7 protein-coding genes are annotated in these 14883 nt (G+C 42.4%); 6 read left to right on the forward strand and 1 reads right to left on the reverse strand.

Annotation, left to right across the window (positions count from 1 at the left end; genetic code table 11):
* Positions 1–219: 219 nt before the first annotated feature.
* The 5 genes from ACT3IB_RS11415 (at position 220) to ACT3IB_RS11435 (ending at position 11502) form a co-directional block, all read left to right on the forward strand.
* Positions 220–3231, forward strand: coding sequence for a SusC/RagA family TonB-linked outer membrane protein (locus ACT3IB_RS11415; RefSeq protein ID WP_491539146.1), 3012 nt, complete (start codon positions 220–222; stop codon positions 3229–3231).
* An 11-nt stretch (positions 3232–3242) separates the two neighbouring features.
* Positions 3243–4661 carry a RagB/SusD family nutrient uptake outer membrane protein gene (locus tag ACT3IB_RS11420; RefSeq protein ID WP_491539147.1) on the forward strand — a complete coding sequence of 473 codons (1419 nt, stop codon included), beginning with the start codon at positions 3243–3245 and terminating at the stop codon, positions 4659–4661.
* A gap of 751 nt (positions 4662–5412) precedes the next feature.
* On the forward strand, positions 5413–5694 hold the full coding sequence (locus ACT3IB_RS11425) for a GIY-YIG nuclease family protein (protein ID WP_491539148.1): 282 nt from the start codon (positions 5413–5415) through the stop codon (positions 5692–5694).
* Between the two features lie 1042 nt (positions 5695–6736).
* Entirely contained in the window at positions 6737–9979 is a 3243-nt protein-coding gene (locus ACT3IB_RS11430) for a SusC/RagA family TonB-linked outer membrane protein (RefSeq protein WP_491539149.1), read from the forward strand.
* A gap of 11 nt (positions 9980–9990) precedes the next feature.
* Positions 9991–11502 carry a SusD/RagB family nutrient-binding outer membrane lipoprotein gene (locus ACT3IB_RS11435; protein ID WP_491539150.1) on the forward strand — a complete coding sequence of 504 codons (1512 nt, stop codon included), beginning with the start codon at positions 9991–9993 and terminating at the stop codon, positions 11500–11502.
* A 270-nt stretch (positions 11503–11772) separates the two neighbouring features.
* Here ACT3IB_RS11435 and ACT3IB_RS11440 read toward each other — a convergent pair whose 3' ends face one another.
* Entirely contained in the window at positions 11773–13215 is a 1443-nt protein-coding gene (locus ACT3IB_RS11440) for a GWxTD domain-containing protein (protein ID WP_491539151.1), read from the reverse strand.
* 234 nt (positions 13216–13449) lie between these two features.
* On the opposite strand from ACT3IB_RS11440, the gene pyk reads away from it, so the two are divergent.
* A complete protein-coding gene (gene pyk, locus ACT3IB_RS11445; RefSeq protein ID WP_491539152.1) occupies positions 13450–14883 on the forward strand; it encodes a pyruvate kinase in 1434 nt (477 codons plus the stop codon).

Consider the following 14883-nt stretch of genomic DNA (forward strand, 5'->3'; position numbering starts at 1 on the left):
AGAAAATATATTTAAACGTTTGGTATTTAAGGCTATTAGTTTTATTAAGGTTGCTCATTCAAACAAATTTCAACGAGAAATTAAGATGTGTTGATCCATCAATACATCTTAACACCAATAAACTCCTTCCGATGTTGTTGTTTCTACAAGGGCTGAAACAATAAGTTTTTGTGACGGCGGCATTTGAGGGCTAATCATCTAATCCAAAACTATCTAATTATGAAGTTGAAGGTACTATCTCTATTAGTATGTGCTTTCGGTTTTCTGTTTGTCTCTTCGGCAGTGGCGCAAGACGTTACCGTTTCTGGTACTGTTGTGTCAGCTGAAGACGGCGAACCGCTACCGGGAGTTACAGTTATGCTACAAGGCACAAACCGGGGAACCGCAACGGCTCCCGACGGGACGTACGAACTTGAAGCGCCATCCGATGGTGTGTTAAGGTTCTCCTTTGTTGGCTATGTTCAGCAAGAAATTCCAATTAATGGTCGAACAACCATTGATGTCGAAATGGAAACCGATGTTGCCGAATTAGGCGATGTTGTCGTAACCGGTTATGGTGAGTATTCATCACGTAACTTTACTGGGTCTGTTTCTCAAGTCAGTTCTGATGATTTTGCGGACATTCCGGTAACGTCTATTGATCAGGCAATGGAAGGCTCAATAACCGGCGCGAATATTTCTGCCTCTACTGGTACACCCGGTGCGGCACAAGACGTACGCATTCGTGGAATTAGTTCTATTAATGCAGGTACGCAACCACTATATGTAATTGACGGAGTTCCTGTTGTCAGCGGTGATGATAATCTCACTTCTACTGCAACGAGTTCTCTTGGTTTGATGTCCAACTTAAGCCCATCTGATATTAAGTCGATTACAGTATTAAAAGATGCCGCTTCTACCGCTCCCTACGGTGCACGTGGATCTAACGGTGTAATTGTGATTGAAACGAAAAGTGGTTCTGCCAGCGATGTTACATACACTGTTGATATGAAGCGTGGCTGGAGTAACCGTGCTGTTGATGGGCCCGGTGCTATGAATGCACAAGAATGGGCTGAATATTCAGCTACAGCGTATCAGAATGCGGGATTCAATTTTCCACCATCTGCTTTTTGGGATCAGGAAGGAACAGGTACTAATTGGGGAGATATCGTTACCCGAGATGATGCCGTTACGCAGCAGTATAATCTTTCTGCCCAGGGTGGTAATGAACAAACGCAGTTCTATGCTTCAGGAGGTATTTTTGAACAGACTGGTGCATATATCGGTTCTCAGTTAGATCGCTATTCCGGTAAGTTTAATATCAATCACCAATTCGACGAAAGAGTTACTTTCACCAATAACTTTACGGGTTCTTTCGTAGAGCAAGATGGTGTTCTTGAGGGAGCCGGGTATTTCGGTAGTCCTGTTTTGGCTGAATATTTCATTCCTCCAACAGTTGAAGCCTTTAATGAAGACGGTTCACCAAATATTGATAATTTTGGAACATCAATATTTAATCCGGTGTACACTCAGCAGAATGACATCGACCGTAAACGTAATTCCAGGGTTATCAACAATTCTACACTGGATATCCAGATCTTAGAAAACCTGTCATTTAGAACTAACTTTTCTATTGACTATATCTTGACGGAAGAAAAGTACTATGATAACCTCAATTACGGTGATGGTGCTGATATAGGCGGAGCCGTTGATGATATTATCAATCGAAACTTCAATTACGTGTGGCGAAATAACTTGAATTATGTTTTCCAGCCTACGGAAGGAAGTGTATTTGATGTTCGGTTGATCTCTGAAAGCCAGAAAAATAATGAGTACTACATGGAGGCTTACGGTGAAAGAGTAGGTTATGAGAATTTATACAACCTAAATACAACTGCCTCGCCACAATTTGTCGGTGGATCTACAGAAGATTGGGCCGTACAGTCGTTTACCGGCTTGGTTAATTATACCTTTAATGATAAAATAATTGCCGATTTAAGTTTACGACGCGAAGGGAACTCTCGTTTTTCTGAAGAAGAGCGATGGGGTACATTCTGGTCGGTAGGTGCCGGTTACATTCTTTCTGAAGAAGAATTTATTCAGAATCTCGACTGGCTTAGTTACTTAAAGGTTAGAGCCTCTTATGGTGTTACCGGTAATGCTGATATTGGGCTTAACAATTATCAGCGCCTTGTTGGATTTGGTGCTTATAATGGACGACCCAATATCCAGTTAGAGCAACTGGGTAATTCTGGTTTGACATGGGAGAAAGCAAATTCACTCGATATTGCTCTTGAGTTCGAGCTCATTGATAGAATTGATGGGTCGGTGACCTTCTTCCGTAAAGATAGTCGTGATCTGTTGTTTAATGTCCCGCTTTCCCGTACAACTGGGCACACATCACAGATTATCAACGGTGGTGAGCTCTACAATCAAGGGTTTGAGATTGAACTTGATGCAAGTATTATCAACACCCGTGATTTCAGTTGGAATCTGGGCGGTAACTTGTCACTTATTAAAAATGAAGTTACTGAATTACCTCTTGACCTGAATGGTGATCCTATTGAGTTAACCACAGGAACACGCTATCGTGGAGTTGAGGGATATGAAGTTGATGCTTGGTTCATGAGAGAATGGGCCGGTGTTAATCCCGATAACGGAGATCCATTGTGGTATATGGATGACGGTAACGGAGGACGTACGACAACAAACACGTATAACGAAGCCGATCGATATTACCAAGATGCAAATGCACAACCTAACCAATTCGGTGGTATTAACACCCGGGTTAATGTGTTTGGGTTTTATGCACAGGCAAACCTCAGTTTTTCATTTGATTATAAAATCTATGACAACTGGGCGTTTTACATGAAATCAGATGGGCGTGTAGCTGGTGCTTTTGGTCAATATGCAACAGCACTCGACTATTGGACTCCGGAAAATACGGACGCAGCTAATCCGAGACCTATTTTAGGTGGTAATAATAACGCTTATAATACCTCTTCTCGCTATTTATATGATGGGGACCATGTGCGTTTGAAATCACTTAACGTTGGATATAATATCCCACCTCGATACTTGGAAAATATTGGGTTGAAATCTGCAAGTGTGTATTTCACCGGTCGTAACCTGTGGACACACATGTTTGATGACGATCTGCACTGGGATCCGGAGCAGAAAGCTGATGGATTCACTGATTTGAGTGCTCAGCCTATGCGGACACTTACTTTCGGAGTTAAAGCTAATTTCTAAAAGAATTTATAATGAAGAACATAACTAAATTTTTATTAGCACTGCTCGTTGTAGCAGGGGTTAGCAGTGGTTGCGATGATTTCGTATCGCCTTCTGTTGACCAGAACAAACCTACAGAAACGGTTATCCAATCTGTCGATGACCTACAAGCTGTAGTAAATGGTGGCTATGACTACCTTAATGATGTGGAGTTATATGGTCGGGACTTTTATGTATCCGGCGATGTGATGTCTGACAACGCCTTCTCAAATGGTAATTCAGGGCGTTTTGTAGTGCAAGACCAGATGATCTTTACTGTGAACAGCGGCTATGCATCCGGTGTTTGGCAGGTTTTTTACGAAGCAATCGGAACTGCTAATTTGGCAATCGGTGCTGAATTGGAAGGTGACGGTGTATCAGAAATAAAAGGCGAAGCATATGCACTTCGAGCTTTCTCTCATATGAACTTATTGTTGGCTTTTGGCCAACAGTATGTAAGTGGCGGAGATGCTTCTAATGGAGTACCGTATGTTACTTCCTATGCTGATAGCGATCAATTTGCGCCTTCTCGGGATGCAATCGCTGATGTGTGGGCTAATATCGAGTCTGACCTTAACACAGCAGCACAACAGTTAGACCCAGGGTCATTTAATTCAACTTCTTTGAATTACTGGGCTGTTCGTGCTTTGCAGACACGGTTTTACCTTTATACCGGTCAATATGACCAGGTAATTCCTATTGCCGAAGAAATAATTAATAGTGGTAACTTTTCAGTTACTCCTGCTGGCGATCTGGTAGAAACCTGGGGATCAGGTGAAGGTCCGGTTTCATTATTTGAAATCGCCTTTATTGATACTGATGCGTTGGGTACAGATAATATCGCACGCATTTATCGACCTACAAACTACGGTGATGTAGAAGTCAGCGAAGATCTGTATAATGCTCACGCACCAGATGATGTTCGCCTTGGTCTCTATGGAGAGCCTGGTGACGAGGTTGAAACCCTGCTTGGTCCAAGAACACTTGATGCATACCGAATGTTGGGTAAATATACTGATGAAACAGGTGCAGATAATGTACGCGTAATTCGTTACGCTGAAGTTATCTTAAACTATGCTGAGGCGATTGCTGCCGGTGGAACGGGTGCACAGGAATCAGCATTCCAAGCATTGAGTCGATTAACCGACGAGCGTTACACAGGTACTTCTCCTTACACTGCGCCTGTTACGCGTGATGATGTATTGGCTGAACGTCGTCTGGAATTAGCGATGGAAGGTCATCGTTTGTATGACCTGTTGAGAACCGGTCGTGATATTCCTTTGGGAGATAGCGGCTCTTACCGAGCTAATACAGGAGGTACGTTAAACTATGGTACTTATCGAGCAGCTCTGCCAATACCAGATGCTGAGATAAGAGCCAATTCGAATGTAACTCAGAATGAGGGATACTAATAAATCCTTTCTTCTGTAAATTTATTGATAAAGCCGCCTCGATTTCGGGGCGGCTTTTTTTATTTGTGATATATAAACCTGCCGGGAAATCCGGCGGGCTTATTCGTTTAAAGGAGGGGGGTTTTGAGCCAGCTAAGTGATCTATGTTTGTTCAACATTATTATGCAATGTTATTACTCTGTACCTCAAATAACTTGGGTACGACATTGCATAACTGATACCTTGGTTATTTGGGACCATAGTCATATTGCAGAGATTTCTTCATTTTTTTGCTTTGCTACTCTTATAAGCATAGCCTGTCTGAGACAGTAAGGACACAGAAATTGGTATTATAAGGACGGACTCTTTAGGATAGTAAGGGCATAGACACTGGCCTTATAAGTACAGACTCTCTAAGATAGTAAGGAGACAGACACTCCCCTTATAATGGCAATTACCTGTTTCCACGTTTGATACTCCTCGTCATTTCATTCCTCGGAGTGACAGAACGGGGGCGGTTTTTTATTCTGGAGGCTTACACAAGCGAGGTTGCTGGTGACGACAAAATCCAAACTATAACCCATTACCAACAGAAGTCACTCCGAACGCAGTGAGGAGTCTCAAGTGGTATTACTGTTTCTATGGTTGATGCTCCTTGTCGCAGGCTTTTCAGAGTGACAGAAAGGGCAAGATTTTCACCTCTGCATCCACAATGCCACCTAAGATACTTTGTAAGTAATAGCCGAAATAATGGTCATACCTATAAAAAATCATGCCCAAATATTACGTTTATATGATGAGTAACATTTCCAAGATGATATATACTGGAATGACTAACAGTCTCTCGAGACGAGTACGAGAACATAAGCAAAAAGTAAATGATGGCTTCACGAAACGATACAATATTCACAGGTTAGTTTACTACGAAGAGTTTCAGGATGTACGCAAAGCCATTGCACGGGAAAAAGAGATTAAGGGTTGGCGACGCGAGAAAAAAGTGGCTTTGATTGAGGGGCTGAATCCCAAATGGAGGGATTTAGCAGAAGAGGAATAGTGATTTTTATTCTCTGGTTGCAGCTGCCTGTGACGACAAAGCGAACAAAAAGCTCTATACCCTGATTGTCACTCCGAGCGTAGCGAGGTGTCTCAAACGGTATTACAATTCATTAGTAAAACATAGGGTGATTACCTTTTCCCACGCTTGATACTCCTCGTCGTTTCATTCCTCGGAGTGATTTGTTGAGTTACATTCATAGCCATATTTAAGAGAAGCTGCCAGTAATTGCAAAGTGTGAGAGAAGTTTATTCCCCATTGTCACTCTGATTCTGGCGACAGCTGGGAGAGGAGTTCCAAGTATTGGCCCACATTGGGCAACTGTCGTTTTCCACGTTTAATACTGCTCGTCGACAAGTTAGTCCTAATTTCTGAGGGAGTTGTACTCCCGAAAAACATTGGGATCTGCATTCACCCTGCTAGATTTGGAAACTTGGCAGGTGTATTTGTCTTTGGATCTGAAGATATCTGTTCTCGGAGGTAAGTGGTTGTTGTTCGAGAGTACAACTCGCTCAGAACTTTATATAATAAGTGCCAACCTTAAACAGCGCTGCACACATGAAAAACTCGTCATTGTGTATGACCTCAAGGAGCGTGACAGTTCCCAGGTGTAATTAAGCTCTTAAAACTGTGAGGAAATCTCCAAGGGTGTACTAACCGTTTCTTTATGATATAGGGTAGTAAAAAACTCGCAAGTATTTAAAACACAGTAGGTTTCTATCTGGCCTAAGCAGGTCAGAATATTTTATAACTGCTTATCTCAAAATAATACTTTTTATAACACCGGCATTGATTTTAAACCTATTTTTGAAAAGGTTAGCAGCGACTTGGGACAAGGGATACTCCCAAGCATTCTTGCAATTAAAACCAGGGCTCCGAAATAATAAACGTTACCCCACCTTTATGGGGCTCAACACAAGTTTATCTATAAAAACCAGGGCTACGCATGTTGTCCGCTTGATGTAATCAGGCGGTCAATACCACCTGTCTGTATCACAAGATAGGTCCGTTTCACTATAACAATAAGTAAACGAGGTAGTCTATGTTTAAAAAGTTACTTTTAATAGTAATCGCTTGTCTTGTTTCGTTTGGATCTGCCTTTGGGCAGTCCGGGACGATAACAGGTACAGTAACCGACCAAAGTTCGGGCGAAACTTTGCCCAGCGTAAATGTCTTTATTGTTGAGTTGCAGCGGGGAGCTGCTACCAACGCCCAGGGTGAGTTTACAATCGAAGGGGTCGAATACGGTACATACACCGTACGCGCCAGCTTCGTGGGGTATGATACGTTCGAACAGCAGGTCACCGTTGATCAGTCAACAATCACGCTTGACATCCCGCTATCATCATCTACCCAACAACTCGAAGATGTTGTGGTAACGGCATATGGTGTAGAGCAGAGCATGAACGATCTGTCGTATTCAGCTCAAAAGGTTGACGGGGATATAATCTCCCAAAATCGCGATGATAATTTTGCATCGTCCTTGAGTGGGCGTGTTGCCGGGCTCAAAGTAAGCGAAAGTAGTGGATTGGGCGGCTCCACGAATATTGTAATGCGTGGATACAAGTCTATTACCGGTAATAATCAGGTACTGTTTGTTGTTGACGGTGTGCCATACGCAAACCAGGAATTCAATGATACCGATACTGAGGAAGGTTTTGCTGGTTATGATTATGGTAATACTGGACTCGACATAAATCCGGATAATATTGCATCGGTAAATGTGCTCAAGGGTCCTGCAGCAGCAGCGTTGTATGGTTCTCGTGCATCGAACGGTGCGATTGTGATCGAAACCAAGGGCGGTCAAAAAGGAAGTCGTCCGGTTGAGGTAACGTTTAATTCCAGCGCCACCATCAGCAAGATGAATGATAATACCTTTGTGGATCATCAAATGGAATATGGTGGTGGATATGCCCCTTCGTTTGCCCAACTGGATATTAATGGAGATGGTAGTGATGAGGTTCTCGGTAACCCTTATGATGATGCTTCTTTTGGACCTAAGTTTGAAGGTCAGGAAGTGTACCAGTGGGATGCCTTTGTGGAAGGGGGCCCTAATTATATGACCAGCACCTCCTGGCAAGCTCCTGAGAATACTCCGATCGATTTCTTTGAAACAGGTACGAAGTTTACCAACAGTTTCATGATTAACGGTGGTTTCGAAGGGGGATACTACAACCTGGGATATAACCAGAATAACACGACAGGTATTTTGCCAAACAGCAAGATGGACAAAAACAAGCTGAACTTTGCGGCAGGATACGATGTCAGCGACAAGTTTTCGGTTTCGGGGAAAATACAATATTCCAAAACTGAAACACAGGGACGCCCTCAGCGTGGATATGGCACTACAATGAGTATGTTCCGCCAGTGGTGGAATACTGCTGTAGACATCGAAGACCAGCGGAGTGCGTATTTTCGTAACCGCACCAACGAAACATGGAACTGGGCTCCCGGAGCTTTGGGCGAAAGTCCCTATTATTGGGATAACATCTACTGGATACGGTACGAGAACTTCCAGACGGATGAGCGTGATCGTTACTTCGGGAATGTTGAAGCTAATTATGAGTTTGCCGACTGGTTAAATGTTACCGGTCGTGTTAGTATTGATACCTATTCTCAATTTATTGACGAACGTATTAATAAGGGCAGCCAGGCTGTATCCAATTATGAAATGCGCCGTTATAATTTTACAGAATTCAACTACGATCTGCTTGCCAATTATCAAAAGCAGTTAAATGAGGACCTTCGTATTGACGGTGTAGTTGGTATGAATATTCGCCGCAACCATTCAAAAAACGTCACTGCCTCAACAAACGGAGGATTGGTTGTGGAGGGATTATATTCTTTGGACAATTCTGTTAGTCCAATCAACTTCCCGAACGAAACGAATGAACAGCTTGGTGTTAATGGTTTCTTTGCCAGTATGAATCTTAGTTATGGTGGATTCATAAATGTAGAAGCTACCGGTCGACGCGATCGAGCGTCAAGCTTACCTGAGGGTGAAAACGTGTATTATTATCCATCAGTATCTACCGGGTTCACCTTTAGTGAATTTGTAGATGCTGACTGGTTATCCTTTGGTAAAATTCGCGGTAGCTGGGCAGAGGTAGGTAACACAGCGCCTCCGCACAGCATTGTGGAAACCTTTGACCGTGTTGAAAATGCCGGTGCCAGCACGCGGTACTCGGTACCTCATGTGCAAAATAATCCCGATCTGAAACCGGAGCGTACCAAAAGTTGGGAAGCCGGAATACAGATGGGACTATTTGGAGATCGTATAAATTTTGATGTGAATTACTACGATCAAAATACGATCAATCAGATTTTGGCTGCGGAGGTTTCAAGATCGTCTGGTTACTCTCGGCAGTATGTAAATGCTGGAAATGTTGAGAATCGTGGTTGGGAGGTGTCTGTAACCGGACGTCCTGTTACAACACGTAATTTTGCCTGGACTATTGATGTGAATTGGAATAAAAACATTAATGAGGTAAAAGAGTTGTCGCCAGGTATTTCAAATTACCAGTTAGCCAGCCCTCAGGGTGATGTAACCATAAGTGCCGCAGAAGGGGAACCTTACGGTGCTATCCGTGGATCTGATTATATGAACCTTGATAACGAATCCTGGAGTGAAAACGGCGGAAAACGTCTTGTTGATGAGACCTCAGGTTTCTATGAAAGTACTACATCCACGAACCATATTATCGGTAATATGAACCCTGATTGGACCGGTGGTATTTCAAACCGTCTAAACTATAAAAATTGGACATTGAACTTTTTGGTAGATGTCCGATGGGGAGGCGATATTTTCTCGCTCGACCAATACTATGGACAGGGTACAGGAATGTATCCAATAACCGCCGGATTAAACGACTTAGGTAATCCCAAGCGAGCACCCGTTACAGGTGGCAATGATAGCGGAGGCGTAATCCTGGATGGTTACAATGCAGACGGCTCTGTTAATGAGACCAGAGCACCTGCAACAAACTATCTTGGTGCTTTTGGCTGGGTTAGAAATCCTGCTGCGCATTTCATTTATGACGGTAGTTATGTAAAGCTTCGTGAAGTGGGGCTAACCTATGAATTTCCACAGAATATGATTGACCGAATTGGTCCTGTAAAAGGGGCATCGGTTTCTGCGATCGGTAAAAACTTGTGGATTATGCACAAAAACATTCCGCACGCTGATCCCGAGCAAGGGATTGCCGCGGGTAACGTGCAGGGTTATCAAGGGGCTGTTTATCCTGCTACCCGGAATGTAACATTTAATTTGAAACTTGAGTTTTAGGATTGAATACTATGAGAAAACTACTATTACCTGTTATAGTTTTTGCACTGGTACTCAGTTCGTGTCAAGACGATCTTACAAATTTAGATGAGGATCCTAAAGGCACGTCTGAGGCACCGGGAGAACAGCTGTTTACAAATGCACAAGTTGAGCTTGGACAGTATTTGTACAGCATTAATGTAAATACGAACATCTTTAACCTGATGAGTCAATATTGGGCTCAAAACACTTATCCTGATGAGTCGCAGTATGATTTAACCGGTCGTACGATTCCTTCCAATGTCTGGACAATACATTACCGGGATATACTTAATGACTTAAAGGAAGCGGAAGCACAAATTAAGGCTGATGAGTTCATGGAAGAAGATGAACGAACAGTTAAAATTGCCATTATGGAAATCGTCAGGGTAATGACCTATTATAATTTGGTTACTACGTTTGGTGATATTCCATATACCGAAGCGTTGAATGGGGATAATCCTTCACCTGCATATGATGGACAGCAAACGGTATATGCTGATCTTTTAGAGCGGTTAGATACGGCGATTAGTGATCTAAATGCAAATCCGGGAGCTACATCTTTCTCTAGTAGCGAAGATGTATTCTACAGTGGGGATACTGACTCCTGGATTAAATTAGCACATTCGTTACGAATGAGGTTGGCAATTACGGTTGCTGATAATCCGCCAGCAGATATTGATCCGCAAGCAATTATTGAAGATGCTGATCCCAATGCTTTTCAATCGAATGCAGATAACGCAGTAATGCAGTTCCACTTGGGGCAAACACAGAACCCTCTGTGGGAAGACCTTGTGCAAAGTGGCCGTAACGACTTTGCTCCTTCGAATACGCTAATCGATTTAATGAAAAACTACGATGATCCTCGATTAGCATTGCATTTTACCGAAGATCCTGACGGAGGGTACTCTGGTGCAGAATATGGCTATCAGAATACCCCCAATGCTTATTCTCAAATAGGTGACGTTATTCGTATCGAAGATTTCGAAGGAGTGATTTTGGGTTACGACGAAATAGAGTTCATTCGTGCCGAAGCCAATGCCCGAGGCTGGCTTGATGGTACGACCGCTCAGGCTCAACAGCATTATAATAATGCTATAAGAGCTGATATGGAGTATTGGGATAATGCGAGAACCCGATATGAGGTATCATCAGGATCTGGTATCAGTGATAGCGAAATTACCGATTACTATACCAACCAAGCCCCATATCCAGTTACGGGGTCGCAGCAAGATCAACTTAAAGCGATTGCCGAACAAAAATGGTTTGGACTTTACTTGCAAGGTCTGCAGGGCTGGATAGACTGGCGGCGATTTGACCATCCTACATTTAATGTAGCAGCTACCATTAGTGAAGAGGATGATATCCCTGTTCGCTTTACGTACCCCATTGATGAACAGAACTTAAACCAGGCCAACTGGCAAGAAGCGGCATCGGCTATTGGCGGTGACGAGACCGGTACACATCTATTCTGGGATGTTGCTGATGCCTCTTCCGTAAATTAATAACCTTCATCACAACGCTGTAATACAAGGGTTCCTTCCCCTCATGGGAAGGAACCCTTGTTTAATGAACAGAAGTTTTTGTGTTTGAATCCATTGATAACGTTATATCACAGCTTATAACATAAATGTTTGGTGTATGGCAGTACCCTTATATAATAGAGTAACCCGACTTGGGAAAACCTTCTTATTTTTACCATAGCCCTGGTTTTTAAAAGAAGTGCCCCCAAGCCGGGTTTTTCTATTTATCAATTAACAAGCAGATAACTTTATCTACAGGCTTCGTTGCATAATAGATCCCGACAACCACAATTCAACTTGCTGGTACTGGAGATTAAAGTACGATTGCGAACGCCTTAGGATATAATGATTAAATGGAAAAAATTCTGTTTTATTCCGTGGCTCAAAGAAATAAAAATTTCGTTGCGGATCAGATCGATTATATGAGTACGACCAATACATCTGGTCTAATCGTTCATCTACATACCAAGGTGGACCTAAAAGAATATACATCATGCCCGGATCTGTTTTCCAGCCCTCTTTAAAATTTGAAAACTGCTTATTGGCTTCTTCTACCCGGTTATAATATTTCTTAAGAACGCTTTTAGTGCGACTCTTATTACCGATATTTCGCAGCCAAAATCGGTCGACAGCAGCTTTAAGCGAGTCAGAATCATTAATAGCCATTAATTTTTCGTATTCCTTCTCGCGCATTATATAAATGAGGGGCCGGGCCAATTCACGAGCTGATTTTATGGAGGGATAGTTTTTACTCTTGACTGCAAAATCACGCGCTTTATAGGCTTCGCCATCTTCCTCAGAAGAGATGTTAGTCTGCACTTCAAACCGGTAGTTCCCACGCTGTTGATTCCCAAAGGTAAATTCAATTAATACATTTCCCGGCTCTATTAATTTACGCTGGGTAGATTGGATAACTTCTTCTTTGTTGTAATCAATACCTTTGTATTGTATGCTCGAGGGACTGTAATTATTAAAGTGCATGGGTCGGGCATAAGACGTATCCGATTCGAAGTGAAGCAGTTGAGAATCTATGATTAGCGGTTCGCTGGAATTGTTATTGGTAACCTGGAAAACAAATTTCAGTGAGTCCACGCGTCCCGGCACATCATAAGTTGTAATAGTGGACCAGGAAGGATCTTCTGCACTCATATTTTTCCCTTCCATCCGAATATTTGTAAGGTTGGATACATTGCTTTCGGGATTCGGAAGGTAGGTTTCTGTGGAGTGGGTTATTTTTTTATCCGAACTTTGATCAGTAAGAGTGAAATTAATAGTGTATCGTCCCGGCTCCACTTCAATTTCTTCTACAAAGGTGTGAATTTGTTGGCTGTAAACGATATCGGGATCTTCTTTTTCGATATCAATTTCGTACTGTTTGGATCCGATAACATTATCAGGATTCGTTTGGTTAATAATTTGAACATCGATAGTTAGGTTAGAAATATATTTGTCCCCCTCTTTATTATATATAAGGCTTCCCAATACAATATCAGCTGCAATATCGATTTTAGGATCTCCCTCATTGTCGATTAAACCGATGGCAGAAAAACGAACTTCCGGATATCCATCCCTGAAATTATAGTCCGATCCGCGCTCAATATCCGGGTTCATAGATTTGGCACATCCCATTAACCCAAAAATGACAAGGATTAAAAGGTATTTAAGAAACCACGTTTTTTGTATAAATGAGTTCATAAAAGATACGGTTAAAAGATATTGGGAAAACTAACACAGTATCCGAAATTTAATATACCAATTGCTTAAAACTTTTAAAGTATTAGTTCTGTATTATAGAGTTATATATATCCGATAACGTTTATAGTTATAATTTCATACATTGATACGTTTTTATATAAAACTATTATATACGGCAAAACATTTCTCAGCGTATTTAGAAAGATAATTTTACAGTAAAAAGAACAGAGTTAAATGAGTATTAGCGAACGCCGAACAAAAATTGTTTGCACCCTTGGCCCCAGTAGTAATACAGAGGAAAAAATTGATAAACTGGTGAGAAATGGGATGAATATTGCCCGGATTAACTTTTCTCACGGCACGCACGAAGAAAATGGCAAAGTCATCCGGAATGTTAGAAAAGTAGCTGATCGCTATGGGGTTAGTCTGCCGATTTTAGCGGATTTGCAGGGTCCGAAAATACGCATTGGTACGATGAAAGATGGAGGACAGGAGGTAGAGACCGGAGACTATGTTACACTAACAACAGAAGATATCGAAGGGACTTCTGAAACAATTCCCGTTGATTATAAGGGATTGATCAACGATGCCGTGGAAGGGAATCGATTATTAATAGATGATGGATTGCTTGAGCTCAAGGTGATCAAAAAGGATGAATCATCATTGGTGGCACAGGTGGTGGTCGGTGGATTGTTAAAGTCGCGCAAAGGGCTCAATTTGCCGGATGTGGATTTGTCGATGTCTTCACTCACCGAAAAGGATATTAAAGATCTTGAATATGCAGTTTCGCAAGGGGTTGATTATGTAGCTATGTCCTTTGTGCGTTCTGCTGATGATATCCAGGAGGTTATTTCGAGGGTGCGGGCGAAAGGTTCCAACGCCGGTATTGTTGCAAAGATCGAGAAGCCCGAAGCCATAACAGTTATCGATGATATCATCGAAGAGTCCAGCGGTATCATGGTTGCCCGGGGTGATCTCGGGATCGAAATTGCCAGTGAACGGGTGCCGATGGTGCAAAAAAATATTATTGATAAGTGCCGCCAGGCGGGGAAACCGGTCATTACCGCTACACAAATGCTCGACTCGATGATCGAAAACCCACGGCCAACACGTGCTGAAAGCTCAGATGTAGCGAATGCTGTACTTGATGGCACCGATGCGGTGATGCTTTCCGGTGAAACGGCTGCTGGAGATTACCCCGTGGAAGCGGTTAAAACAATGGATAAAATTTGTGGCTTGGTAGAGAAAGATGCTGATCACATCTACAACAGTTTGGAGTATCGCAAGCCTGAATGGAAAGAGAAACAGGTAATTGAATCCCTGGCCTATTCTTGTGTTATGTTGGCTGAAAATGTGGATGCAAAAGTTATCAGTACGATTACACATTCCGGAAGTACCGCTCGACGTATTGCCAAGTTTAGGCCGCGGGTTCCAATTGTTGCATTCACCGAGAGCGATGAAGTGCGTAAGCAGCTGGGAATGGTTTGGGGCGTGCAACCCATAAAAATTGATGAAATATTTGATACGGATAAAAGTGTGAAGTTGATGGAAGAACATCTCAAAAATCATGGACTGGTAAATAAAGATGACCGTGCAATAATTGCGACGGGTATGCCAATTGCAAAAAAGGGGCGGACGAATATGATTAAGGTGAGTACGATCGAATAA

It is taken from the genome of Fodinibius sp. GM21 (assembly GCF_058386955.1).